Annotated in this window: 21 protein-coding genes; 13 read left to right on the forward strand and 8 right to left on the reverse strand. The window is 52.4% G+C overall.

Annotated elements, in window-relative coordinates:
* Positions 1-178: 178 nt before the first annotated feature.
* From A3841_RS12430 to A3841_RS12445, 4 genes are all read left to right on the forward strand, one after another.
* Positions 179-1,006, forward strand: a complete 828-nt coding sequence (locus tag A3841_RS12430; RefSeq protein ID WP_073852703.1) for an MBL fold metallo-hydrolase — start codon at positions 179-181, stop codon at positions 1,004-1,006.
* Positions 1,007-1,187: 181 nt separating this feature from the next.
* A complete protein-coding gene (locus tag A3841_RS12435; RefSeq protein ID WP_073852590.1) occupies positions 1,188-1,790 on the forward strand; it encodes a hypothetical protein in 603 nt (200 codons plus the stop codon).
* Between the two features lie 258 nt (positions 1,791-2,048).
* Positions 2,049-2,996 carry a manganese catalase family protein gene (locus A3841_RS12440; RefSeq protein ID WP_073852591.1) on the forward strand — a complete coding sequence of 316 codons (948 nt, stop codon included), beginning with the start codon at positions 2,049-2,051 and terminating at the stop codon, positions 2,994-2,996.
* An 18-nt stretch (positions 2,997-3,014) separates the two neighbouring features.
* Positions 3,015-3,809, forward strand: a complete 795-nt coding sequence (locus A3841_RS12445) for a DsbA family oxidoreductase (protein ID WP_073852592.1) — start codon at positions 3,015-3,017, stop codon at positions 3,807-3,809.
* A 187-nt stretch (positions 3,810-3,996) separates the two neighbouring features.
* Here A3841_RS12445 and A3841_RS12450 read toward each other — a convergent pair whose 3' ends face one another.
* Positions 3,997-6,183, reverse strand: a complete 2,187-nt coding sequence (locus A3841_RS12450) for a glycoside hydrolase family 97 protein (RefSeq protein WP_083610350.1) — start codon at positions 6,181-6,183, stop codon at positions 3,997-3,999.
* A 353-nt stretch (positions 6,184-6,536) separates the two neighbouring features.
* Here A3841_RS12450 and A3841_RS20315 point away from each other — a divergent pair, with 353 nt between their 5' ends.
* The 3 genes from A3841_RS20315 (at position 6,537) to A3841_RS12460 (ending at position 10,359) form a co-directional block, all read left to right on the forward strand.
* On the forward strand, positions 6,537-6,713 hold the full coding sequence (locus tag A3841_RS20315) for a hypothetical protein (protein WP_170866185.1): 177 nt from the start codon (positions 6,537-6,539) through the stop codon (positions 6,711-6,713).
* Positions 6,714-7,080: 367 nt separating this feature from the next.
* Positions 7,081-9,507, forward strand: coding sequence for a TonB-dependent receptor (locus tag A3841_RS12455; RefSeq protein ID WP_073852593.1), 2,427 nt, complete (start codon positions 7,081-7,083; stop codon positions 9,505-9,507).
* Positions 9,508-9,546: 39 nt separating this feature from the next.
* Positions 9,547-10,359 (forward strand): hypothetical protein, encoded by an 813-nt coding sequence (locus A3841_RS12460; RefSeq protein ID WP_073852594.1) that lies wholly within the window; start codon positions 9,547-9,549, stop codon positions 10,357-10,359.
* Between the two features lie 73 nt (positions 10,360-10,432).
* Here A3841_RS12460 and A3841_RS12465 read toward each other — a convergent pair whose 3' ends face one another.
* Entirely contained in the window at positions 10,433-11,674 is a 1,242-nt protein-coding gene (locus A3841_RS12465) for a serine hydrolase domain-containing protein (protein WP_083610323.1), read from the reverse strand.
* A 700-nt stretch (positions 11,675-12,374) separates the two neighbouring features.
* Here A3841_RS12465 and A3841_RS12470 point away from each other — a divergent pair.
* From A3841_RS12470 to A3841_RS12485, 4 genes are all read left to right on the forward strand, one after another.
* Positions 12,375-13,301 (forward strand): prephenate dehydrogenase, encoded by a 927-nt coding sequence (locus A3841_RS12470; RefSeq protein ID WP_083610324.1) that lies wholly within the window; start codon positions 12,375-12,377, stop codon positions 13,299-13,301.
* A 911-nt stretch (positions 13,302-14,212) separates the two neighbouring features.
* Entirely contained in the window at positions 14,213-14,974 is a 762-nt protein-coding gene (locus A3841_RS12475; RefSeq protein WP_073852595.1) for a cupin domain-containing protein, read from the forward strand.
* Between the two features lie 27 nt (positions 14,975-15,001).
* Positions 15,002-15,220, forward strand: a complete 219-nt coding sequence (locus A3841_RS12480) for a hypervirulence associated TUDOR domain-containing protein (RefSeq protein ID WP_073852596.1) — start codon at positions 15,002-15,004, stop codon at positions 15,218-15,220.
* Positions 15,221-15,273: 53 nt separating this feature from the next.
* Positions 15,274-15,795 carry a DUF488 domain-containing protein gene (locus A3841_RS12485; RefSeq protein WP_073852597.1) on the forward strand — a complete coding sequence of 174 codons (522 nt, stop codon included), beginning with the start codon at positions 15,274-15,276 and terminating at the stop codon, positions 15,793-15,795.
* Positions 15,796-15,957: 162 nt separating this feature from the next.
* Here A3841_RS12485 and A3841_RS12490 read toward each other — a convergent pair whose 3' ends face one another.
* From A3841_RS12490 to A3841_RS12510, 5 genes are all read right to left on the reverse strand, one after another.
* A complete protein-coding gene (locus tag A3841_RS12490; RefSeq protein WP_206073087.1) occupies positions 15,958-16,815 on the reverse strand; it encodes an EamA family transporter in 858 nt (285 codons plus the stop codon).
* Positions 16,816-16,948: 133 nt separating this feature from the next.
* Positions 16,949-17,221: a hypothetical protein gene (locus tag A3841_RS12495; RefSeq protein WP_073852598.1), complete on the reverse strand. Its 273-nt coding sequence runs from the start codon at positions 17,219-17,221 to the stop codon at positions 16,949-16,951.
* Positions 17,222-17,324: 103 nt separating this feature from the next.
* On the reverse strand, positions 17,325-17,816 hold the full coding sequence (locus A3841_RS12500; protein ID WP_170866186.1) for a DUF421 domain-containing protein: 492 nt from the start codon (positions 17,814-17,816) through the stop codon (positions 17,325-17,327).
* Between the two features lie 347 nt (positions 17,817-18,163).
* Positions 18,164-18,508: a DUF779 domain-containing protein gene (locus A3841_RS12505; protein ID WP_073852600.1), complete on the reverse strand. Its 345-nt coding sequence runs from the start codon at positions 18,506-18,508 to the stop codon at positions 18,164-18,166.
* 70 nt (positions 18,509-18,578) lie between these two features.
* Positions 18,579-20,138, reverse strand: coding sequence for an aldehyde dehydrogenase family protein (locus tag A3841_RS12510; RefSeq protein ID WP_170866187.1), 1,560 nt, complete (start codon positions 20,136-20,138; stop codon positions 18,579-18,581).
* Between the two features lie 221 nt (positions 20,139-20,359).
* On the opposite strand from A3841_RS12510, the gene A3841_RS12515 reads away from it, so the two are divergent.
* Entirely contained in the window at positions 20,360-21,193 is an 834-nt protein-coding gene (locus A3841_RS12515; RefSeq protein ID WP_073852601.1) for a helix-turn-helix domain-containing protein, read from the forward strand.
* A gap of 526 nt (positions 21,194-21,719) precedes the next feature.
* A complete protein-coding gene (locus A3841_RS12520) occupies positions 21,720-22,697 on the forward strand; it encodes a ring-cleaving dioxygenase (RefSeq protein WP_073852602.1) in 978 nt (325 codons plus the stop codon).
* A 213-nt stretch (positions 22,698-22,910) separates the two neighbouring features.
* Here the strand turns inward: A3841_RS12520 and A3841_RS12525 are convergent, their stop codons facing one another.
* Positions 22,911-24,011: a lactonase family protein gene (locus A3841_RS12525; RefSeq protein WP_073852603.1), complete on the reverse strand. Its 1,101-nt coding sequence runs from the start codon at positions 24,009-24,011 to the stop codon at positions 22,911-22,913.
* Position 24,012: the final 1 nt, after the last annotated feature.

Genomic DNA, 24,012 nt, shown 5'->3' on the forward strand with positions numbered 1-24,012 from the left:
AAAGATACACAAGCGAAACTTAGTTGCCGGATATTGGCTATTAGTTATTAGCTCTCGTTACCTCTCTGCCACCTCAGCCCTGTAAACCCACTTTGGCTGAATTTATGGATGGATGTGGCACTTCTTTCAGCCAAAGCGGGTTGAATGGCAGTGGAAAAAGTACGAACTTTGCAATCTCATGCAGCTACAGATCACATCGTTAAATTCGGGGAGCAACGGCAACTGCTATTACATCGGCAACGACCGTGAGGCCGTGCTGGTGGATGCGGGCATTTCCTGCCGCGAAACCGAGAAGCGCATGAAGCGCCTGGGCCTCCCGATGGGCAAGGTAAAGGCCATCTTTGTGTCGCATGAGCACTCCGACCACATCAAAGGCATTCCGGTGCTGGCACGCAAGTATAAACTGCCGGTGTACATTACCCCCGGCACGCTCTACAACTGCCGGTTGGATTTTGCGGGCGTAGAGGTGCTGCATTTTGAGGCACACGAGACCATTCAAGTAGGAAGGATAGAAGTAAAGGCCTTCCCGAAGCTGCACGACGCCCGCGACCCGCATAGCTTTGTGGTATCCTGCCAGGAGGTGAGGGTAGGGGTGTTTACCGATATCGGCGCGCCCTGCGACCACGTGATCGCGCATTTTCAGCAGTGCCATGCGGTGTTTCTGGAAGCCAATTACGATGAAGGGCTGCTGGAGAAAGGCCATTACCCGTACTACCTGAAAAACCGCATCCGGGGTGGCAGAGGGCATCTTTCCAACCGGCAGGCGCTTAGCCTGTTCACCGGGTATAAGCCCGGATTTATGAGCCATGTGCTGCTCTCGCACCTCTCCAAAGACAACAACTGCCCCAAGCTGGTTAAAGACCTGTTCACGCTGCACGCCGACGGAACCGAGGTGGTGGTGGCCTCACGCTTCGAGGAAACACCGGTATACACCATCAGTAACGTGCCAGTGGTTGCCAAACCTATAGGCAGGCAGATTAGCCTGTTTGATGCCGTGCTAGAGTAGGGCTGCCTTTTTCGTGGAAGTATACTTTCGCGCCTGTTTTATACTTCCTGCGCGCTGCCGCGCATTTATACTTCAAAAATCCTATCTTTAAGTCAGGACGTACGTTTGCAGGATAAGCCTTATCTCGCTATTCCCGGTGTAGGGCGCAGTCTATCCTCCTTACCTAAAACCATTGATTGACATGAAGATAACCCTGATGATGGCGGTGCTGGCCCTGTTTTGCTTTGAGGTGCAGGCGCAAACCAAATCCACGGCGAAAGTTCCAGCCGCCGAAGCCCAGATTAAAGCCGCCGTGCTGGCTGCGCCTGCCGCTAAGCGCGACGGTGCCGCCGTGTATGGCTACGATGCCAGCGGCAAGTTCGTGCTGTTGCGCAAAGGTACCAACGAGCTCATCTGCCTGGCCGACGATCCGGCGCAGGAAGGCCTGTCCGTATCCTGCTACCACAAGGATTTGGACCCCTTTATGGCACGGGGCCGCGCGATGAGAGAAGCCGGCAAAAGCTCCGATGAGATCTTTAAGGCAAGGGAAGCGGAGGCCAAGAATGGCAAATTGAAAATGCCCAAACAGCCCACCTCGCTGTTTGTGTACTCGGCACCTGCAGAAGGCTTCAACGCGGCTACCGGCGAGGTAAAGAACGGCTACCTGCGCTATGTGGTCTACATCCCGTACGCCACCGCCGAAAGCACCGGCCTGCCCCTGAAACCGGACGCGCCGGGTATGCCCTGGATCATGCACCCCGGCACCCACGGCGCCCACATCATGATCAGCCCGCCGCGCAATTAAAGTATAAAGTATAAAAAATTACAAAGCCGTCTTTCCTGCACGCAGGGGAGGCGGCTTTTCTTTTACCAAAAGTATAGAAGTATGATTTTTTAGTGAAACTGTCAAAAGAAGAAGGGAGCTGCTTGCAGCTTCTTGTATGACTTCTTCCGGTGCGTACAGCTGCTGTCGGTAGCCCCGCCTTCCAGGCCAACCCACCGCCGCATTGCCTCGTTTCTTAGTGGAAACCTTAACTATTTTTCATTTAAGAAAGGAGGACAGATGTTTTATCACGTAAAGGAGTTACAATTTAACGCCCGCGTGTCAAAGCCGGACCCGGCTTTTGCCAGTCTGCTGCTTGAGCAGTTTGGCGGGGCCAACGGTGAGCTGAAGGCGGCCATGCAGTACTTTGTGCAGGCCTTTGCCATGCGCCAGCCCCACCCCGACAAGTATGATTTGCTGATGGATATTGCCACAGAAGAGTTCAGTCACCTGGAGATCGTTGGCGCGACCATACAGATGCTGCTCGGCCCGATCAACGGCGAGTTGAAGAATGCAGCCGAGGAGTCGGAAATCATGCAGTTGCTCGATGGCAAGGCCAGGAAGGAGGATTTTATCCATAACGCCATGGTGAACCCGCAGTTCTTTGTGCTTAGTGGCGGCGGCCCAACCCTCACCAACAGCCAGGGCGTGCCCTGGAACGGCTCTTATGTAGATGCCAACGGCGACCCATCCGTAGACCTGCGCTCTAACATTGCTGCTGAGTCGAGGGCCAAGATCGTGTATGAATACCTGCTACAGTTCACCAGCGACCCCTACGTAAAGGAGACACTCCGCTTTCTGATGACACGTGAGGTGGCGCATTACCAGATGTTCGAGGCGGCGCTGGAGACCATTCAGCCCAACTTCCCGCCGGGCGTGCTGCAGGGCGACCCACGCTACAGCAACTCCTACTTTAACATGTCGAGCGGTGGTGATGCCCGGGGACCCTGGAACGAAGGAAAAAGCCCGAGCCTGGGAGAAACCTGGCAGTATGTGGAGGAGCCGTTCAGTCATGTAGTAGAGACGAACGGTATGGTCGATCATGGGCCGCGCGGCACCGACCGTACGGAGGCCTCCGTGGAGAAAATGAACAAGACTTTGAGCGAGGAACGCAGCAAAAAAGTAAAAGCAGCCGTACCTAGTGGCATGAACCAATGGTGTGAGTACCCTCAGAACGGAATGGCCTAAGGGTAGTAACCGAAGCAGATGATACAAAAAGAAAGCAAACTAAAAGATACAAAGCAAACTAAAGCTGGGTCGGTGGAGATAGAGGTCTACACCGACCCTCTTTGTTGCTGGAGCTGGGCCCTGGAGCCGCAGTGGCGCCGCCTGCGCTACGCCTACCAGGGCCGCCTGAAGTGGCGCTACCGCATGGGCGGCCTCATCCCCAATTGGGATTCCTTTAACGACCCGATGCATGCTATCAGCCGGCCGCTGCAGATGGGGCCGCTGTGGATGGAGGCACGCCATACTTCGGGTATGCCAATCAAAGACAAGGTATGGTTTGATAACCCGCCCGCCTCGTCGTACCCGGCCTGTATTGCCGTGAAGGCCGCGGAGCTGCAGTCGCCGGTGGCGGCGGAGACGTACCTGCGCAAAGTGCGCGAGGCGGTGATGCTGCACGGGCAGAACATTGCGGAGTGGCAGGTGTTGCGGCAGACAGGCAAGGAGCTGGCACAGGAGCACCCTGAAATACTCGATGCAGCAAAGTTTGAGGAGGACCTGAGCGGCCGCGAAGCCCGTAAGGCCTTTGAGGAGGATCTCCTGCGGGTGCGCCTGCACAACATCAGCCGCTTCCCTACGTTCACGATGCGTCTGGCAGGAGCTACAGCAGGCGTGATGATCGTGGGCTACAGACCCTACGAAGCACTGGAAAAAGCCCTGAAACAGGTGGCCCCCGAGCTGGAACCCATCCCGCACACAACCGACGAACTGGAATACCGAAGGTACTGGGGAAGTATAACCAACCGCGAGGTGCAGGAGGCGCTCAGGCAGGGGTGATGGTTATAAATCCTCCTACTATCATCGAAGTATAATAATGCGCTTTTATACTTTGATGCCGGTTTCCTTAAGCAACAGGAGGGAAATGAATTGCTTTTGAAAGTATAAAACTGCTGCTCATACTTTAAAAGCAAAGAGGCGCGATGCAAAAGTGCACCGCGCCTCTTTATACTTCAGGTTATACTTCTTACAGCTTCTTAAGGCCTTTCAAATCCTGCTTGCCGGCTTCTTTCACGCTAACGGCTACACCGCCGCCTGGCGCCAGGTACTGCTTCAGCACGCTCTTCGCGTTCACCCGCACTTTGCGGATTTCATACTTCTGCGGGTTCTTGTCCCAGCTGGCGTCTTTGCCGTCGGCGTAAATGGTGGCCATGTACTCTTTTCCTTTTGGCAGGTAATCGAAGCGGATGGTAGCCGTGCGGGAGTTCTCGTCCGTCACACCGCCTATGTACCACTCGTTCTTGCCTTTTGCCTTACGCGCAATGGTGACGTAATCGCCGGGTTCTGCTTCCTGCACCCAGGTATCATCCCAATCCAGGGCCACGTCTTTGATGAACTGGAAGGCGTCCGGGAAGCGCTCGTAGTTCTCGGGCAGGTCTGCTGCCATCTGCAGCGGGCTGTACATGGTCACGTAATAGGCCAGTTGCTTCACCAGCGTGGTGTTCACGCGCTGGTTGCTGCCGGTGCCGTAGTAAGAAAGATCGGTCTGGAAGATACCCGGGGTATAGTCCATCGGGCCACCCATCAGGCGCGTAAAGGGCAGAATGGTGGTGTGGTCCGGGGCAAGGCCGCCCATCGACTCAAACTCGGTGCCGCGTGCCGACTCCTGTGCGATCCAGTTTGGGTAGGTGCGGTTGATACCGGTCGGGCGCACGGCCTCGTGGCTGTTGACCATGATCTTATACTTGGCAGCCGTTTCCGCCACGTAGATGTAGTGGTTCACCATCCACTGGCCGTCGTGGTGCTCGCCGCGCGGAATGATCTTGCCCACATAACCCGTCTTAACAGAGTTGTAGCCGTGGTCCTGCATAAACTGGAAGGCCTCGTGCAGGCGCCGCTCGTAGTTGGTGGCAGCGCCGGAGGTCTCGTGGTGCATCATGATCTTCACGCCCTTATCCGCGGCATACTGCTGCAGCTCCTTCGCGTCAAAGTCAGGGTACGGAGTCACGAAATCGAACACATTCTCCTTCCAGTTCCCGAACCAGTCTTCCCAGCCAATGTTCCAGCCCTCCACCAGCACTGCATCAAACCCGTGCTTGGCGGCAAAGTCGATGCGGCTCTTCACGTTTTCGGTATTGGCGCCGTGGCGGTTGTTGGGTGTCAGCTTCGTAAAGTCATCGCTCAGCTTCACGTTGGTCTCGGTGCCGTAGGCCCAGGTGCTTTTGCCGGCCACAAAGTACTCCCACCATACCCCAATATACTTCACCGGCTTAATCCACGACACATCCTCATACTTGGTGGGTTCGTTCAGGTTCAGAATCAGCCTTGACTCCAGGATATCGGTGGCCTTATCGCTCACCACGATCGTGCGCCACGGCGTGTGCGCCTCCGTCTGTATGTAGCCTTTGTTGCCCACGGCGTCCGGTGTCAGGTGCGAGCTGAATTTGAAGTTCTTCGGGTCCACGTTCAGGTGCATGGCCGGGTAATCGATCAGCGCCGCCTCGTGGATGTTGATGTAGAGTCCGTCAGCGGTTTTCATCATGGAAGGCGTCTGCACCGACAGCGTGTCGATAGGGAACTGCGCGTGTACATCGTGGGTCGCCTTGTCGATCAGCGCCGGGATATCGGAGATCTGGGAGGTTGTGTAGGCGTACTCGTTGGTGTCGTAGTCGCCCCGGATCCAGAAGATCTTGTGGTCGCCGGTCATGTTAAACTCCGTGTGCTCCTCCTCGATGATGAAGTAGCTCAACTCCGGCTGCTCCGGGAATTCGTAACGGAAGCCCAGGCCATCGTTGAACAAGCGGAAGCGCACGCGGATGTGGCGGCCCTTCTGGTCTGGCTGCGCCAGCGTTACCAGCAGCTCGTTGTAGTGGTTGCGGATCGTTTTCTGCTCCCCCAGGATCGGCTCCCACGTATTATTCACGGTTGCCTGCTTGGTGTCGGTAATGGTAAAGCCCTCCAGAAACGAGGGCACGTCCTGCGTGGCCAGGCCCAGCTTGCTTTGCTTTAAAACCGGCTTTTTCTTGTAAGTAAGCTGGTAGGTCGGCTCTCCCTTGGCGGTCAGCTCAAACTTCATGACAAAGTTTTTGTCCGGGGAGGTGAGGGTCTGTGCCTGCGCCAGCGCGGTGAAGGTGCAGAGGAACAGGAGCAGAAACATCCTGCGCACGCCACGACGGACCTGCCTGCTGCGTTTGGTGGTTTGTGTGAGGTTCATGGTATACTTGTTGTTCATTTAGCTTTGATACGTAATGCTGATAAATTTATACTTTGTGCCGGGCTCAGCTGCCCTGGCAGGTTAGCCTGTATGTTTATTCTGTTGATGAATCTGTTATTGTAAAGCGCGGGTGTACATGGTGCAATTGCTGTTATAGTAGTAGTGTTGAGCCACGGGTTTTATCCCTTCGGAGAGATACTTTAATTTTAGAGCTGGCACTGGACGGTGTCTGGCCGGTTGCTCTGCTGTTTTACGTAAGCCTGCTGGAGTGTTGGGTGGAGTGGGCGTGCCGGCAGGTCTGAACTTAAACCTTTGCCTGCGGGGTTATCAGCCTGAGGTTATACTTTGAAGAGATGACGAAAGAAGAATTTACTGAGAATTACGCCAATGCCCTGGATGCTATCATCGCCGCCATGGCGGAGGAGCAGGAAATTGACCCGGATAAGTTCTATAGTATGATTTGCGTGCTGGAGAACCTGCGCTTTTTCAGCCCGGTGCTCTATGCGGCCATCCGCAGCAAGAAAAAGTAAGTATAGCCGGAAAGGAGATACCATCTGCCTATGCTTTCCGTACGCCGTTCCCGGAAAGGGCAGGCAAAGTATAAACTCGTTTCAACAGCAACCCTTATCAACCCAAACGTGGCTTTTATACTTTGATGCCGCTATACTTTTACCCAGCCCTGCTCTAAGGGCGGGGGATGTATGCTGCTGGTGTTGTCGGTACAAAGCCGGTTAAAATACAAGTCTGCCACAGGCCTCACTGGTTGAACCATCCACTTAAGAAACCCTAAATTTTCCACAGCTCCGCCTCATACTTTAAGAGTGTTTAAAAAAAGCAGGAAAAAGCTAAACAAAGTTTTAAGATAGATGTACTACAAACATCACCCTATCTAAAACTATGAGGCTCCTCTTTCTACTTGCTTTTATTTTACCTGCCTTTGCCTGGGCGCAAACAGGCATTATCACCGGCACCATCCGTGACCGGAACACACAGGAGCCGCTCATCGGGGTGTCCGTGCAACTGGTGGGCACGCAGCAGGGTACCGTGAGCAACGAAAACGGTGCCTTCCGGCTGGACAATATTCCCGTGGGCAGCTATACGGTGCAGAGCACTTACATCGGGTACCAGCCGCTGAGCAAGTATAACATCAACGTGACAGCCGGCAATGTGCAGATCCTGAACTTTGAGCTGGCGCCGGCCACCAGCGAGCTGCAGCAGGTGGAAGTGGTGGCCAACCGCAGGCAAAGCGCCGCCGTGGCCGATCTGATCACGCCCCTGTCGGTGCAGAGTTTGAGCAGCGAGGAGATCCGCAGCAACCCTGGGGGCAATTTTGATATATCCAAAGTGGTGCAGGTGCTGCCCGGCGTGGCGACCAACGGCACCAGCGGCGGCCGTAACGACCTAATCATACGGGGCGGAGCGCCCAGCGAAAACGTGTACTACCTCGACGGCATCGAGATTCCGCTCATCAACCATTTTACCACACAAGGCAGCGCCGGCGGGGCCACAGGTATCCTAAACGTTTCGTTTATCGAGGACCTGAAAGTGAGCTCCTCCGCCTTTGATGCGCGCTATGATAATGCGCTTTCCTCGGTGTTTGAGTTCCGGCAGCGCTACGGCAACCCCGAGCGTTTTTCGGGCAACGTGCGCCTGAGCGGCTCGGAGTTTGCCACCACGCTGGAAGGACCGATAGGGGAGAAGACAACCTACCTGGTTTCGGCGAGGCGCTCTTACCTGCAGTTCCTCTTCAAGCTCCTCGACCTGCCCATCCGCCCGAACTATTGGGATTTTCAGTACAAGGTAGATCATAAGATCGACGAGAAAACCTCCCTTTCCTTTATCGGAGTGGGGGCCATTGATGAGTTCTCGTTTGGTGTTCCGCGCGAAAGCACCCCCGAAAGCGAGTACATCCTGCGCTCGATCCCTTATAATAACCAGTGGAACTATACGACCGGCGTGGCCGTGAAAAGGCTGGTGAGCGATGGCTACGTAAACCTGGCCCTGAGCCGCAACGCGTTCAACATCGACCTGGAGAAAACGGAGGCAGCCGAAACGGAAGGGGAGCAGCGGCTAACCTTGAAATCAACCTCGCGGGAAACGGAGAACAAGCTGCGCCTGGACGTGAACAAGTATAAAAACGGCCTGAAGTATGCTTATGGCGTGTCGGGGCAGTATGTGCAGTTCACGAATGATATCTTCAGTTTGGTGCGAAATGAGGTGCGCGATGAGGCAGGCAACCTGGTGCAGCCCGGCATTACGGTCAATTACGATGGCAAGCTGGACTTTTTCCGCTATGGCGCCTTCGGTCAGGTTTCCCGATCGGTGCTGGATAATAAACTGGGCCTGAGCCTCGGCCTCCGCACCGACATGAACTCCTTTACCGAAGAAGGCCGCAACCCCTTCAAAACGCTGTCGCCGCGCCTGGCTGTTTCCTACCTGTTATCTGATAAATGGACCCTGAATGCCTCTTCCGGCATCTACTACAAACTGCCTACCTATACCGTGCTGGGCTACCAGGAAGATGGCGCTTACCTGAACAAGAAGGCTGATTATATCCGTACCATACATTACGTGCTGGGCACCGAGTTTTTGCCGCGGCAGGATCTGCGCTTTACCCTGGAGGCGTTCTACAAAGACTATGGAAATTACCCGGTATCGCTGCGCGATGGTATCTCGCTTGCTAACCAGGGAGGGGACTTTGGTTCTATCGGCAACGAGGTAGTGCGCACATCCGGCAAGGGAAGAGCCTATGGTGCAGAGTTTTACCTTCAAAAGAAGCTGACCGGGACGGTCTTCTCGGTGCTGTCCTATACCTATGTGGTGAGTGAGTTTGCCGGAAGCGATGGCCGCTACGTGTCCAGTGCCTGGGACTACCGGCACCTGGTTTCGGGATTGCTGGGCAAGAAGCTGCCGCGCAACTGGGAGTTTGGCCTGAAGTACCGCTATGCCGGCGGGGCACCGTCCACCCCTTTCGATCTGGAGGCCTCTCAGCTCAACTATGCCTCGCTGGGCGTGGGTATCCTGGATTACACCAGGCTGAACACGGACCGGCTGCAGCCATTCAGCCAGCTTGACGTAAGAATCGACAAGAAGTGGAACTTCAACCGGGTGACGCTGGACCTGTTCCTGGATGTGGCCAACGTGCTGGCCAGCAACACGCCCGGCTTCGATCGTTATACTTTCCAGCGGAATGAAGACAATACCGGCTTTGCCACCACCGATGGCGGCACACTGCGCAACGACGGCAGCAATGCCATCCCGGTTATCCTGGAGAATAATGATGGCAACCTGGTGCCCACGCTTGGCTTTATCGTAGAATTTTAAGGCAGCACGTATACCTGGTGGGACAGACTCCTTCGAACTATGAGTAAGATAAAAGCCTTAGCCATCCTGAACGCCGTGTTCTTCCTGGTGCACTTGGTGCCTTCGCAGCTGACCCAACTGAAGCTGCTGAGCGGCCAGTCCATTGGCGATGTATCGGACAAATACCCCACGCTTTTTACTCCGGCAGGTATCACGTTCTCCATCTGGGGCCTCATTTACCTGGCGCTGATCGTCTTCTGCATTTACCACTTGCTAAAGGCGTTTAATGCGGATGCAACACACGAGGCGAACCGGGATGTGCAGCGGCTGGGCTACCTGTTTATAGGTAACAACCTGGCCACCGGCGCCTGGACCATCGCCTGGGTACACGAGCTGCTGGTGCTGTCGGTGGCACTGATGCTCATGCAACTCCTCACGCTGCTGGCCATGCAACTAAGGTTGGGCATCTTTGATCCGGCACGCTCCGCTGCCTCCAGGTGGTTCACGCAGGTTCCGCTCAGTCTATACTTTGGCTGGATCTGTATTGCCACCATCGCCAACGTCAGTGCCGTGCTGGTGGGTGTGGGCTGGGATGGGTTCGGGCTTTCTCCCGAATTCTGGACGGTCGTGATGCTGGTGGTGGCTACGCTACTGACACTGTTTGTGGTGCTAACGCGGCATAACCCATTTGTCGGGCTCGTTACCCTCTGGGCATTTTACGGCATTATACTAAAGCAGCGGGAGCAGTATCCTGGCTCTTACCCCGAGATCATTACAACAACCTGGATCGGAATGGCGCTGGTTGCGGCTGCCGTGCTGGTTATACTTTACAGAAATTCACTAGCAGCGAAAGCGGCCGTAACGGAAGTATAAAGTATTAATTCCGGTCAGGAAGAACTCCCTGATCCATACTTTACAGCTTAATCAATCCGGTTATCCAACCGTGTCAGTTTTTCCTGGAGCTGGCGACAATGATCTGGTTTTCATCTTCCTTGCCACCGTTTTGCTCGGGGTATAGGAAGTGCTCGATCTCCTTCAGGTGCCTGAAGCTGCCGTTGGGCACATTGCTCAGTATGATCAGGGCGCTGTGGTCTTTGGGGTTCCGGAGCAGATAAGTGGCGTAGCCGTGCCAAAGCCCGCCGTGGTACACCACCGTGTCGCCGTTGCTGACCTCTTTGATGCGCCAGCCGAACCCATAATCCTCATCCTTTTTCCGCTCCTGGCGCGTGCCGGTAAAGGCCAGCTCCAGGGTTTCGTGCTTCACCAGCTTTTCGGTGTACAGGGCCTGGTCCCACTTATACAGATCCTCCACGGTAGAGTACATGCCTTTGTCGCCCAGCACGGTGTCCAGGTAATCCGGCCATCGCTTCCGCCTGCCGCCGGTGTGGCCGGTGGCTACCTTCTCCGTCTGCGCCACCAGGCTGTCGCTGTAGGTGAAGGTGTTTGTCATCTGCAGGGGGGCAAAGATTTTCTTCTGCAGGAACGAAGCAAAAGGCATCCCGGAGGCTTTCTCCACGATGGAGGCCAGCAAGAAATAACCCGTATTGCTGTAATCGAAGCGCCTGTCTGGCTGGAAGTATACAGGCGGCTTGTGGGTTGCCATCAGGTCCAGCACATCGTCGTTGGTGATCGGCACTTTCCGGTCGGGCCAGAGTTCATCGCTGAAATAAGTATAGTTCGATAGCCCCGAGCGGTGCGAGAGTAGCTGCCGGATGGTAATGCCGCTGTAGGGGAAATCGGGGATGTACTGCTGCACGCTGTCGTCATACTGCAGTTTGCCCTGTTCCTGCAACATCATTACGGCCATGGCCGTGAACTGCTTCGACACCGAGGCCAGCTGAAAAGCCGTCTGCGTATGCAGGGAGTCCCGGCGCTGAAAGTCGGCATAGCCAAAAGCACCCGTGTATACCACCTCGTCATACTTGGTCACCAGCACCGTGCCGTTAAATCCGTTGCGCTTATGGAGGTGGGTGAAGATGGAGTCGAGGTGGCGGCCCAACTGGCGGGCACTGTCTGCTGTAAAGTAGGCCGGAACCGGAACGCGCAGCCTGCCATGTTCCTCCACCTCCTTTACCTTCTTCTCTCCCAACTTATCCTGCCTTGCCTCCTGGCAGGAAAAGAGGAACACACAGCAGAGCAACACGATACCGCACCGCAGCAAGAGCAATTGTACTTTTAGAAAGGCCATACCTGAAAATACCAACAAGAGATTCCGACTTAAATATAAGGCTTCAACTAAAGCAGGGCACGAATAATTGCACGCAGACCAGCATTTCAGGAAAAGATGAAAACCAGGGGAGATATCATACAATTAGGCACAGGCAGAAAATGCTGTCCTGGTTGGGAGTGGCAGCCAATTTTTAACTGGCTTTATACTTTATACTTCTACACAAAGCTATAAAGTATAAAGCGATTGCCGGTGGAGTGGCCAAGCTTGCACATGGACAAATAAACTGCGAATGAATTTGATAGCTTGGAATATTATGATACATTGCCTGCAGAAATGAGAACAGCATACAAGCATACAGTATACGCCAGCTATTATACCTTATGTCATAAGGGCGGCTAACCTGTGTGCTGAAAAATACACCCATGACGAGCCTCCCGAAGGGAGGCTTTTTTTATGTAACCTGATGAAGCTTAACCTGGCCCCGTATTTCCCTTTTTATTATTACTACTTCTATCTCAGGAAGGAGCAGGGGCATCTATGGCAATAAAAAGCAAGTATATGACATAGGAAGAGTCCCCGGCCGGCGGACTCTTTTTTTATGTAGCAAAGGGCCTGCGGAAGTATAAAGCCGCCGCTAAAGTATAAAAGTCTGCCGTAACCAGGCGCTACAAAGTATAACATTGAATCGATCATCATAGAACATCAAACTACGGGAAACATGAAAATAGGAATGGTAGGACTGGGCCTGATAGGGGGCTCCATGGCATTGGACCTGAGGCAAAGAGGCTTTGCAGAAAGTATAATGGGCACCGACAGCAACCCGGAGCACGTGCGGCTGGCGAAACAGGCAGGCATCATACAGGAAGAAGGCGGTTTGCCGGACCTGGCCGCCGCCTGTGACCTGATCATCCTGGCCACGCCGGTGGATGTAGCCCCCGCTATACTTTTAAGTCTTTTAGAATTAGTCAGCGATAAGACAATCATACTGGATGTGGGCTCTACGAAGGAGCATATCTGCAGCGCAGTGGAAAGCCACCCCCGCCGGAAGCAGTTCGTGGCCTGCCATCCCATCGCAGGTACGGAGAACACCGGTCCGAGCGCCGCACACCACACCCTCTTCGATAACAAGGTCAATATCATCTGCAATGCCGCAGACAGCGATGCCCGTGCCGTAGAACTGGCGGAAAAGCTGTTTGCCACCCTGCAGATGGAAACCGTTCATATGGACGCGCGGGCACACGACCGGCACCTGGCCTTCGTTTCGCACCTATCGCACATTACTTCCTTTGCCCTGGGACTTACGGTGCTGGAGATAGAGAAGGACGAGAAAAGCATCTTCAACCTGGCCGGAAGCGGGTTTGCCTCCACCGTCAGGCTTGCCAAAAGCTCGCCGGCCATGTGGGCGCCCATCTTCAGGCAGAACGCCGGCCATGTTTCCGAGGCGCTCGGTGCCTACATCGAACAACTGTTGCACTTTAAAGAGGCCATCGATGCGGGGATGGCAACGGAAACCTATGACATGATCACCAAGGCCAACCAGGTAAGCCGCATCCTTAGCGGTATAGAACTAAAAAACAGCCAAAAGCCAGCTATAAGTCCTGCGCCGGAAGATGGAGAGGCAAAGATCGCACCCATGGCCGGGTAGCTTCCAGGTTTCGGACATGTCTCGAGGGGCAGGGGGGAATCGCCTGCTGAGGTTCTAAAGTATAAAGCCTAAGTTGCGATTTATGTGGAAGTGTAAGTTTCTACATGCCTTTTCTCATGGTGCAAGTCTTTAGACTTGTACCTATTATGGCGTCGAGTCTGTGACTCGACTGGCTTGAAAAGCCATACTTGCTTTGGCTATACTTTTATACTTTGGCTATACTTCCGTTAGCCCGTGTCGTTTTTTTCGTTATGATTTCAACCCGACTGACTCACAGAGATATACTTGCTTTGGCTCTTTCGGATTTGCAATCCGAAAGTATAATAGCCGTGGATTTGTAATCCGCGCGAGCCATACTTTTATACTTACCGTTTTATACTTGTGCCATACTTTATGCTTTGCTTATACTTGCTGATTTATACTTCCCTAGCCGCTGCTTTCAGCATTTTGACACAAGCTATACATGCTAGCTTCCGTTCATCCTCAGTCCTACGAACCTACCGTTTCATTTATACTTTGGTGCTCTCAAGCCCGAGAGGGCTCGTCTTCCCGCATCGCGCTGTGTTCCCTTCCTTTGCTACCCTCCGGTCGCAATGCCGCTAAAGCGGCACCGGAATCTCACAAGGCGCTCAACGGAAAGACTGGGTATCAGTTCGATAGCTTCAGCTTTAGCGATTCCCCAAGTATAAGTATAAGTATAAGTATAAGTATAAGCGGCACAACGCAAGTATAACGCACCTTCGGCAGCCGGGAGATGCCTTGCCAGGCGAGGGCAAACGGGAGCTGAACCTCCGGTAGTAACCTTAAGCTGGTTATTCACATATACATAGGGTATATTGGAACAAGCGAGGCGTACGGTGTTATGCTTTTGCGATTAACTGATTTTCTATATATCCTATAATCTTGCCCCTATGACTACCATGACCACCGTATCAGAAGTATTAAACAGGCTTAAGCACGAAGGCTATTCCGTAGACTTTAACCTGGAAGACAATTGCCTGGTTTGTAACGGCAACTCCCTCCGGATCTTCCCCAATGAGTTTGTGGTAGACAGGCACTTTCGCTTCGAGGGCATGTCGGACCCGGGTGATGAGGCTGTTGTGTATGCCATATCTTCCACGAAACACGACGTGAAGGGCACGCTGGTGGATGGGTACGGTATCTACAGCGACAGTGCGACCAGTGAACTGATACAGGCCCTGCAGGGTAAGGCGGCCCAGAGCTCCCCTCATGATGACCTGCCACAGGAGAAATCGAACGAGGCTACGCCGCAGCGCCCGGAAGGCGACCGCCCGCTGGATGCGCCGCTGGTGGAGATGGATCTCTCCGCTTTCAGGAAACAAATTAAGGAGGAGCAGGCCTGGCACAACAGCGACCGCAACGCCATCACTATTTTTAAAACGAATGGCCTGCGCCTCGTGCTGGTTGGGCTGCACCAGGGCGCGGAGATGAAGACGCACACCGCTCCAGGCATTATAAACGTGCAGGTGCTGGAAGGAAGGATCCGGTTTACTACCGAACAGCAAAGTGCCGAGATGGGAGAGGGCCGTATGCTGGCGCTACACGCGGGCATCCCGCACAGCGTGCTTGCCCTGGAGGAGTCGGTTTTCCTGCTCACGCTCGCTGTACAAAACCTGCCAGGTAAAGCCGCAAGGCAATCTACAACGTGGTAAGTTTTTTTGTGCTAAACCCGATCTGATATGAAGCAGAAATTTAAAACAGGCGACCATGTTACCTGGAACTCAGAGGCGGGCCATGTGTCGGGCACCATTGTGAAAGTGCACACCGCCGATTTCGACTACAAAGGCCACACGCACCGCGCCAGCAAAGACGACCCGCAGTACGAGATAAAAAGCGACAAAACAGATCATATAGCCGCGCACAAGGGCTCCGCACTTTCTTTATCGAAGAAGGGCTGATAGGCGCCCGTGCCTGGTAAGTATAAATATGTTCAGCAGCTCAGAAAACAGACATGGCGCCACCTGAAAACACCATCTGGACCTTTGGCCACTCTACCCGCAGCCCGGAGGAATTTCTGGCGGCGCTACAGTCCTTCGGGATAGAGGTGCTGGTGGATGTGCGGCGGTATCCCGGCTCCCGGAAGTTCCCGCACTTCAGCGCGGAGGCCCTGAAAGTATACCTGCCCGAGGCGGGTATCCGCTATGTGCCGGCGGTGGAGCTTGGCGGCCGCAGAAAACCCAGGCCCGATTCAGATAACACGGCCTGGAGAAGCGCATCGTTCCGGGGCTACGCCGATTACTCGGAAACGCAGGAGTTTGCAGACGGAATAACGAAACTCACGGAGCTTGCCCGCCAGCAGCGCACGGCCTATATGTGCTCCGAGGCAGTGTGGTGGCGGTGCCATCGGGCCATCATCTCGGATTACCTGAAGGAGCGGGGCTGGACCGTGTGGCACATCATGAGCGAAGGCGTTGCCAAAGAACATCCGTATACCTCAGCTTACCTGGAAACGCATGAAGGCAAGTATGAATAGGGTATAGCGACCACTGTGCGTGTGTTGCTAAAGTTTGTTCTAATCTGTTCTTATAAGTAGGAATTCCCTCCTGGTAGGGATATTTTGTAAGGCGGATTGTCGGAAGCCTAATCCAGCCAGACGCTCAAGGCAACACTTTTTACAGCTGCACCAACTTGTTCTTTATGCTTTCTTTGTGAAATATGTAGCTCCCGCACTTGCCGCAATCACGCAGAAAACCGATACCCACTGCGTCAGGCTCAGGTACTCCTCCAGGAAGAGCAAACCCGAAAGCGCGGCAAAGGCGGGGTGCAGGCTCATCAGTATGCCGAAGTGCTTTGGTGAGAGTTGGCGCAAGGCTCCCATCTCCAGCGTATACGGCAGGGCGCTCGTCAACAAGGCAACGGCTATCCCTATCAGCAGCACATACCCGTTCACTGCCGCCAGATCGCCGCTGAAAATCCCGAACGGCAACACAGAAGCGCTGGCAAAAAGCATTCCTACGGCCACTGCGTCGCCGCCCTTCATCAGCTGTGATACCTTGCCGCCTAATACAATATAGCCCGCCCATAAGGCCCCGGCCCCTACAGCCAGCGCAGCACCCAACAAGTCAACGTTGTTATCCTGCCAGGGGGCAATCAAAACGATTCCGGTGCAGGCCAGCAGCACCCAAAGCAGATCGAGCAGTTTCCTGGAGCCTAATAAGGCCAAAACAAGGGGGCCGGTAAATTCGAGCGTGACGGCGAGGCCAAGCGGTATGCGCTTGATGGCAAAATAAAAGACCAGGTTCATGGCGCCCAGGCAGGTGCCGTAGGCCAGGCAGTAGAGCCATTGCTTCCTGTTTAGCGCACGTAGGTTGGGCCGAAAGACAGCCAGTAGGATGAGGGCTGCAAAAAAGATCCGCAGCGAGGCAGTGCCACTTGCGCCAATAATCGGGAATAGGTGCTTGGCAATGGATGCCCCACCCTGCACACTGATCATGGCCAGCAGCACGGCTGGTATGGCAGGAAGTATAAATTTCCTGTTGGTAAGGTTCAACACTGGTCCGAAAGTATAAAATGACGCGAAAGGTACGCGGAAAACCCGTGAAATGAAACGCATAAAAACAGCCTGATCAACACGACCTGCCAGCCGAAAGTAGGATCGGAAGTATAACCTGACTGGAACAGCTGAATTAAAGTATAAACCAGAAACCGTACTCTACATTCTCCCACGACTTACCGAATACCTGACGCTCGTTGTTAGGTTCCACTACCTCGCCAATTATGGGGGTGGCAAAGGCCGGGTTACACTCTCGTTCAGTTGAGTGAGCTTCGTCAGGGGCTCGTCTGTCGCTGCCCATAAAAATTCTTTTAGGTAGAATCGCCCCCATGTAAGAGGTCCACAGGATGTTGTGGGAAAACAGGTTGATATGCCTGGCCGCTTGTAAAGTATACCGTAAGTCCATCCTCCACTCTACCTTATCTCCCCAATCCTTTTCAAAGAGCTGTGAGGCAGGGTATAATATGCTTTTTGGCAGACAGAGCAATTTTTCTCTGGAAAGCGTCTGTTTATTTTTTCTCTTTTGTACTGATGAAGCTGATTTGGCCGTCTCCTTCAACGTATGCAGATTTAATGTCTTTTACATCCTCTATGCCTTCTCTTCTAACGTGTTCCAGCAATTCCTCTTCAGTCAGGAACTCGCGGCGCATGTTCCGGCGCAGCAATTTGCCATCCTTTATCACTTGTAGCGGTGGAGACGACACCAGCTTCTCCACAAAAGGCAAGTGATAGCTTAAAGAATTAACGATGGTGTTCCATGCCATAAGTGTCAGGATTACTACAAAACCCTCCGTAACCGACGAATATCCTCCAAGAGAGTGTGTCGCCGCCTCAGCTATCAGCACAATAAAGAGAAGGTCCATGGGTGCCATTTCGCCTCCGGTTCTGCGAGGCAGGATGCGTAGCAGGAATAAGATGCCCAAGTATAGGAGTGAGCCTCTCAGGATAAGTTCGAGGATGGGAGTACTTATAGCGAAAAGTTCGGTAAGGTTAAGCTTCATTATAGTCATGCCTTGCTGAGTTCTTAAGGTTGTTTCACCGGCATCAAATGGTGCCGCAGCTATACAGCCATACTGGATACCCCACTTGATATATACCAGCCAAACTAGCTGTAATACGTGAGAGAGGTGTCAATGGCAGAACGTACGCAGAAAGGGCCAAACAGATGCCATACTTCCCGTGGTCGCAGGTGTATTTGCAGCTGAGTAATAGGAGAGGGGCAGCCTTAGGTACTGAAATACACAAAGACCTTTATTGGAGAATCGTGTACGCACTCGGTAATTGCCTCACAAGCTCCTTTCTAACCTGGGCAAATTCTGCATACGTGTTTCTGCTCAACCATTTATACTTACTTCGCATCCTCCTTCGCCATGAGCGCATGCGTCGTTATGCTAAATGCCATGCCCAGCACCGTTTCCAGCGAAAAGCCGCCGCCCATGCCGGGTGCCGCATCCAACAGCAGCTGGGAGTATTCATAGTATTGGTTCTGCTCTTCTGACAGGTAGAATTCACAGCCTTCCACCTCGCCGATCAGCATGTCGCGGGAGCCCGTTTTATATTCACCTTTCTCGTAGCACATAGGCTGTGAGCCTTCGCAGCAGCCGCCACTCATGTAAAACATCAGCTCGCCGTAGCGCTCTTTTAATTGGCTGATCACTTCTTTTGCTTTTTTGGTTACTAATATCTTTTCCATACTTCTACATATTAAAAAAAAAATCACCTGAGGAGGCCCCAGGTGATTTCAGGTTTATGACAAAATTTGATTAAAAGAAACCTTGCTTCTTCTTGTCGTAAGAAATAAGCATGTTCTTGGTCTGACGGTAATGATCCAGCATCATCTTATGGTTCTCTCTACCATAGCCCGACTGCTTATAACCGCCAAATGGTGCGTGCGCCGGATAGGTATGGTACTGGTTTACCCAGACACGGCCGGCCTGTATGGCTCTAGGCACCTGGTACATCTCGTGCGCATCACGGGTCCAGACGCCGGCACCCAGTCCGTAAATGGTGTCGTTGGCGAGCTCAATGGCTTCTTCGGTCGTTTTAAAAGTGGTCAGAGACACCACCGGGCCAAAGATCTCTTCCTGGAACACACGCATTTTGTTGTGGCCCTTCAGGATGGTTGGCTGGATAAAGTATCCATCGGCCAATTCACCTTCCAGCTTCTGCGCTTCACCACCTACCAGTACTTCGGCTCCTTCTTCCTTACCAATCTTGATGTAGTTCAGGATCTTATCATACTGCGGCTTCGAAACCTGCGCCCCGATCATCGTCTCGCCATCCAGCGGGTTACCGGCTTTAATGGCTTTCACACGCTCAATTACGCGTTTCGTAAAGGCGTCGGCTATACTTTCGTGTACCAGCAATCGGGTTGGTGCAGAACAAATCTCACCTTGGTTCAGGGCAAAGAACGCCGCTCCTTCCAACGCTTTGTCAAAGAACTCGTCGTCGGCCTCCATCACGGAAGGGAAGAAGATGTTCGGAGACTTACCGCCCAGTTCCATGGTAGAAGGAATGATATTCTCAGACGCGTACTGCATGATCAGCTTACCTGTGGCTGTAGATCCGGTAAAGGCAAGCTTACTGATCCTTGGGGAAGTACCCAGCGCCTTACCAACCTCTGCTCCGAAACCGTTCACCACGTTCAGCACGCCGGCTGGTAAAATATCAGCTAACAATTCCACCAAAGCCAGGATACTCGTTGGAGTCTGCTCGGCTGGTTTCAGGACAATGGTGTTACCGGCAGCCAGTGCCGGGGCAATTTTCCAGGCAGCCATCAGCAGTGGGAAGTTCCAGGGAATAATTTGCCCTACCACCCCGATCGGCTCGTGCAATACAATGCTCACTGTGTTTTCGTCGTGCTCTGAAATGCCACCCTCCTCAGAACGGATCACGCCGGCAAAGTAGCGGAAGTGGTCGACCACAAGCGGAAGGTCTGCTGCACGTGTCTCCCGGATCGGCTTACCGTTGTCGATGGTATCGACTGTAGCCAGGTACTCCAGGTTGTCTTCTATGGCCTGGGCTACGCGAAGCAGCGTGTTACTGCGATCTTTGGCAGATGTCTTGCTCCATGTTGTGAAAGCTTCGTGTGCCGCGTCCAGCGCCAGCTCCACGTCCTCTTTGGTAGAGCGGGCTGCCTGCGCAAAAACTTTCCCGTTAATGGGGGATATGTTATCAAAATACGTTCCCTTCACTGGTGGTACAAATCGGCCACCGATAAAGTTGTCGCGTGGCAACTCTTTGCCTTTTAGCTGTGGGAATGTATATAATTTCTTTTCGTCTTTCCCGTTTTTAATTACGGGATCTAATACTGTTGTGCTCATAATTTTATATCTTTAAATGTCTTTGAATGTATTTAGAAGCAGCATGCTACTGTATTTGCAACTGTTACAAATTTACAGCAATATCAGGCGCAAGGGGTAGTACGGAACATCCATAAGGTAGGACAAAAGGGAAATTATGCCGTATGAGCAAGGCGTAGTATAGGGGCAAGCGCGAGAGGAAGGCCAGGCTGACAATAAATTTATGTAACAACTGTTAGCCTATGAACCCGGAAAAAGACCTGTTTTTTATAAGTCCGCTCGATGCCCCGCTGCAGGCCTACTTCGATAGCCCTGATCGGGAAGATTACTTTGAAATTGCCTGGCTAAAAGATGAAGAACCCATTCATTTTATAAAAGAGGGCGCCCCCCGCATCAAGGGGGACTGGCTATACTTGATCCCGGCCAACCGCTCTCCCCGCCCCAGAAAATCAGGTAAAAAAGGGACGCTGCTGGCCTTTCATAAAGCGGTGCTGGACTATGAGGTCAAAGAATTTACGCTGGATGTGATCAGGCTTTTTCTCGGAAAAGGTGTTGGTGGCTTTTCGACCATACTACTGGAGGAAGACATGGTTGCTTCCCTGGAGAGCATCCTCCGAACCATAGAAGATGAGTATAAACAGCAGCAAAAGAATTTCCTGGTGCTCAAGGCGCTGCTGAAGGCGTTTCTACTGAAACTGATGCAGTATAAAACGCTGACTCTAACCCGCCAGGGCCTGAATGAGAAGCGGGTGTACCATTTCCTGCTGCTGCTCGAGAACCATTTCAGGGAAGAGAAAACGGTGACATTCTATGCCGATAAGCTGAACCTCACGCCCAAACGTCTCAACCAGATATTAAAACAGAAAACGGGGAAAACCATTACGCAGCTGTTGCAGGAGCGCATCGTCGTGTCGGCCAAACAGCAACTTGTCGCCAGCGCAAAGACTGTTCAGGAAGTTGGCTATAGCCTTGGCTTTGATGACAGGTCATACTTCAGCAGGTTCTTCAAAAAAATGACCGGACTGACGCCGGAGCAATTCCAGAAACAGGCAAAAAAGCGAATCTTTCCTGTTTAATGTTTTACAGGGAGCACATCGATTCGGTAGTCCTACGTAATTTCAGCAGATGCTATACTTTGCAAGTAGCCGATCTGATGGTGGAATCACTAAAAAAGGACTGGATAAAGCGCTTTATCAGATAATAATTCTTGGTATAAAAAGTATAACAGTCTACCTGCCTCCACTAAAAACTAAGATTGACAGCATCCGGAAGTACGATGTTTTGTTTATAGGCTTTCCTACCTGGGGGATTGAACGAATGGAAAGCCATAGCGTATTTAAAAAATGATGCTCCCCCCTGTGAAGTTTTGCGTAAAAGCTTGAAGGATATGAAAGTATGATTAAATCAGGCCGGAGAGGAACATAAAAGTATAAATTACAATCTATCGCACTACCATCTCAAAAGCACCCTTCCGCTTACCCGAAAAAAGTGCCTGGCTTGCCAGAAATAGATGGAAATAAGTCACGGATTAATTCCGAAGTATAGCAGTAGGCGAAAGTATAAAGTATACCGCCGGTACCAAACTTCTTTAAGTTTCATTAGATGACCCAGCTAAAAGGAATACACCACGTAACCGCTATTACCAGCAGTGCTGAAAAGAACTATGAATTTTTCACGGAGGTACTAGGCATGCGCCTGGTGAAGAAAACAGTTAATCAGGATGATATTCAGACCTATCATCTCTTTTTTGCCGATGACGTGGGTAGTGCAGGAACAGACATGACCTTCTTCGACTTCCCCGGAATTCCGAAAGGGAGGCACGGGACGGATGAGATTTCCAAGACCTCGTTTCGGGTTCCGAAGGATGCGGCCTTAGACTATTGGGTAAAACGTTTCGATCGTTTAAAAGTCAGCCATACAGGAATCAAAGAGCAGTTCGGTAAGAAAACGCTCTCGTTCGTCGATTTCGATGACCAACAATACCAACTGATTTCAGATGAGGTCAATAAAGGGATTGCAGCAGGAACACCCTGGCAAAAAGGCCCGGTTCCGCTGGAGCACGCTATTACTGGTTTAGGTCCCGTTTTCGTTCGCATCTCAAATTTCGAGGCCTTTAAGCTGATACTGGAAGAAGTCCTGCTGTTCCGTAAAACCGCCCGGGAAGATGCTTTCCATTTATTTGAAATGGGAGAAGGTGGAAACGGGGCCTCCGTCATTGTAGAGGATGATGCCAACCTTCCACCGGCCCGACAAGGCTTTGGAACGGTACATCACGCGGCATTCCGTGTAGCAGATCGGGCCGTTTTAGACGAGTGGACGGAGCGCATGAGCCAGTTAGGGCTTCCTACGTCCGGCTACGTGAACCGCTACTTTTTTGAGTCGCTGTACACCAGAGTGGCACCCCAGATATTATTTGAGCTTGCAACAGACGGGCCTGGTTTTATGGGTGATGAGCCCTACGAAACACTGGGAGAAAAACTATCTTTGCCACCCTTTTTAGAACCCAAACGTGCTCAGATAGAAAAACTGGTCCGCCCCATTGATACTGTCAGAAGTACCAGGGAATTCACCAAAGCATAGAAGTAATCACAGCTAATTTCCCTTTGACAAAATAAGTGCGGTTAGACAATTTGGGGATATTGAAACAGTCTTTGAAGAACAGACATCCGGGAAACCCTTAAGCTAGTCGTGAGAACTGGCAAATGCAAGTAGAGGTACAGCTATTCCTTTGGACGTAACTGCCTTGGCGATAACCGCTATACTTATCAGAGAGTCTGCTAAAGTATGAGTGATTTATCTTTGCTCAGCTGTTGGCACAATTTCCAGGAATACAGGTTTTTCTACCTGTGCTCGGAAGCCTGTTGGTGTTAATCTGCCTGTAGCCTTATCTATGTTAAAAGAATCAACAGTATCTGATTTCTGATTGGCAGTGAGTAAAAAGTCTCCTGCGGGCGTTAGGGCAAACTCCCGGGGCCAGTCGCCGCCTGACGGTACGTGCTCTACCAGTGTCAACAGTCCACTGCTTACTTTTATCGCGTACACCACGATGCTATTATGTCCCCGGTTCGAGCCATATAAGAATTTACCATCCGGAGACACTTGTATGCCGCTGCACTTATTTTCAGCAGTATAGCTTTCTGGTATGGTGGCTATCGTTTGTAACGCTGTGAAGGAACCCTGCTGTTCATCATAGGCGAGTACCGAGACGATAGATGTTAACTCATGAATCAGGTAGGAGAAGCGCCCGTTCGGGTGAAAACGCATGTGCCTTGGTCCTGTGGCTGCCAAGGCGTTGAACGCGACGGCCGGTTCAGTTGGCACTAATTTCCCGTGCCGGGTATCCGGGTAGTAGCGCATTATTTTTTCTGTACCGAGATCCACCACAAACACGAAACGCCTGTCAGGACTAAAGACAATGCAGTGCGCGTGTGCTGACTCCTGCCGCTCCCAGTCTGGCCCGCCTCCTTCATGTTGATGGAGCTCGCTGGCGTGGTCTAAGCTGCCATCTGCCTGCACAGGTAAAACGGCAATGTTTCCGGAAGTATAATTAGCCACGAGCACGGTCTTGTCTTCATGGCCCATCGTGATGTACACCGGAAGCTTACCTATGGATGGTACCCTGTTTAAAAATTTCAGGCTGCCGGTTTGCGGTTCAACAGCGAAGGCAGATACAGCACCACTTTTCAAGCCCTGGTAATCGTCCTGCTCATTTACAGCGTACAGGAAGTGGCGTTTCTCATCAAAGGTCATGTAAGATGGTTTTTTGCCACCCATAAAGCCCTGCACGCGTGTTAGCTGACCTGTACTGTTATTCAGTTGGTACAGGAATATGCTTTCCTTGCCGGCATCAGCATACGTGCCTATGTATACCCAGGAAGTTGCCGGTGCCATCATC

Source organism: Pontibacter flavimaris (assembly GCF_001907195.1).
GTDB classification, from domain to species: domain Bacteria; phylum Bacteroidota; class Bacteroidia; order Cytophagales; family Hymenobacteraceae; genus Pontibacter; species Pontibacter flavimaris.

Coding starts and splice junctions, on each gene's coding strand:
- A3841_RS12430 (WP_073852703.1), top strand. CDS start 179: ATGCAGCTACAGATCACATCGTTAAATTCGGGGAGCAACGGCAACTGC.
- A3841_RS12435 (WP_073852590.1), top strand. CDS start 1,188: ATGAAGATAACCCTGATGATGGCGGTGCTGGCCCTGTTTTGCTTTGAG.
- A3841_RS12440 (WP_073852591.1), top strand. CDS start 2,049: ATGTTTTATCACGTAAAGGAGTTACAATTTAACGCCCGCGTGTCAAAG.
- A3841_RS12445 (WP_073852592.1), top strand. CDS start 3,015: ATGATACAAAAAGAAAGCAAACTAAAAGATACAAAGCAAACTAAAGCT.
- A3841_RS12450 (WP_083610350.1), bottom strand. CDS start 6,183: ATGAACCTCACACAAACCACCAAACGCAGCAGGCAGGTCCGTCGTGGC.
- A3841_RS20315 (WP_170866185.1), top strand. CDS start 6,537: ATGACGAAAGAAGAATTTACTGAGAATTACGCCAATGCCCTGGATGCT.
- A3841_RS12455 (WP_073852593.1), top strand. CDS start 7,081: ATGAGGCTCCTCTTTCTACTTGCTTTTATTTTACCTGCCTTTGCCTGG.
- A3841_RS12460 (WP_073852594.1), top strand. CDS start 9,547: ATGAGTAAGATAAAAGCCTTAGCCATCCTGAACGCCGTGTTCTTCCTG.
- A3841_RS12465 (WP_083610323.1), bottom strand. CDS start 11,674: ATGGCCTTTCTAAAAGTACAATTGCTCTTGCTGCGGTGCGGTATCGTG.
- A3841_RS12470 (WP_083610324.1), top strand. CDS start 12,375: ATGAAAATAGGAATGGTAGGACTGGGCCTGATAGGGGGCTCCATGGCA.
- A3841_RS12475 (WP_073852595.1), top strand. CDS start 14,213: ATGACTACCATGACCACCGTATCAGAAGTATTAAACAGGCTTAAGCAC.
- A3841_RS12480 (WP_073852596.1), top strand. CDS start 15,002: ATGAAGCAGAAATTTAAAACAGGCGACCATGTTACCTGGAACTCAGAG.
- A3841_RS12485 (WP_073852597.1), top strand. CDS start 15,274: ATGGCGCCACCTGAAAACACCATCTGGACCTTTGGCCACTCTACCCGC.
- A3841_RS12495 (WP_073852598.1), bottom strand. CDS start 17,221: ATGGACTTACGGTATACTTTACAAGCGGCCAGGCATATCAACCTGTTT.
- A3841_RS12500 (WP_170866186.1), bottom strand. CDS start 17,816: ATGAAGCTTAACCTTACCGAACTTTTCGCTATAAGTACTCCCATCCTC.
- A3841_RS12505 (WP_073852600.1), bottom strand. CDS start 18,508: ATGGAAAAGATATTAGTAACCAAAAAAGCAAAAGAAGTGATCAGCCAA.
- A3841_RS12510 (WP_170866187.1), bottom strand. CDS start 20,138: ATGAGCACAACAGTATTAGATCCCGTAATTAAAAACGGGAAAGACGAA.
- A3841_RS12515 (WP_073852601.1), top strand. CDS start 20,360: ATGAACCCGGAAAAAGACCTGTTTTTTATAAGTCCGCTCGATGCCCCG.
- A3841_RS12520 (WP_073852602.1), top strand. CDS start 21,720: ATGACCCAGCTAAAAGGAATACACCACGTAACCGCTATTACCAGCAGT.
- A3841_RS12525 (WP_073852603.1), bottom strand. CDS start 24,011: ATGATGGCACCGGCAACTTCCTGGGTATACATAGGCACGTATGCTGAT.